This is a genomic window from Ruegeria sp. BG9 (assembly GCF_056538305.1).
Genome location: NZ_JBQFSY010000040.1, coordinates 1 through 513, shown reverse-complemented (window position 1 = coordinate 513; position 513 = coordinate 1). Strand labels below are relative to the sequence as shown.

At 54.4% G+C, this 513-nt stretch carries 1 protein-coding gene; it reads right to left on the bottom strand.

The features are described 5' to 3' along the window. Nucleotides 1-188: 188 nt before the first annotated feature. Nucleotides 189-513, bottom strand: a 325-nt coding sequence (locus ACR0I8_RS22140; RefSeq protein WP_480703683.1) for a MaoC/PaaZ C-terminal domain-containing protein, incomplete at its 5' end; no start/stop codon positions are given.

Below are 513 nucleotides of genomic sequence, written 5' to 3'. Positions count from 1 at the left end.
CCTGGTCCGATCCGCTGGGCGCCAAATCTTCAAATATCGTAACCAGCACTGACCACACCCGCTGTGTGCCGGTGTTGGTCAGTTGACTGACACAGGTTTCGAACCAATCAGGGCTGATGTCTTTCATACACGAAGTATAATCGGGCCGAAGGGAATTACCATCCGGCCCATCGCACGCATGCAAGTAGCTAGTAAGCAACCATCGTCAACAGCTCATATTCTGCGACCTGTTCGTCATCTTGCTGGGTTAGCGTGACGTGCCAACGAACTTCGCCATATTCATCATTGCGTTTGGTTTTGGCCTTGACCGTCAGGCGAACTTTGATGCTGTCACCGGCTTCAACCGGCTTCATAAAGCGTAACCCATCAAGGCCCGTGTTGGCCAGCACCGGCCCTTCATTTGGTTCGACGAACAATCCAGCGGCAAATGACAGCAACAAGTAGCCATGGGCGACGCGCCCCGGAAAGAATGGGTTCCGTTCCGCCGCGGCCTGATCCATGTGGGCGTAGAAG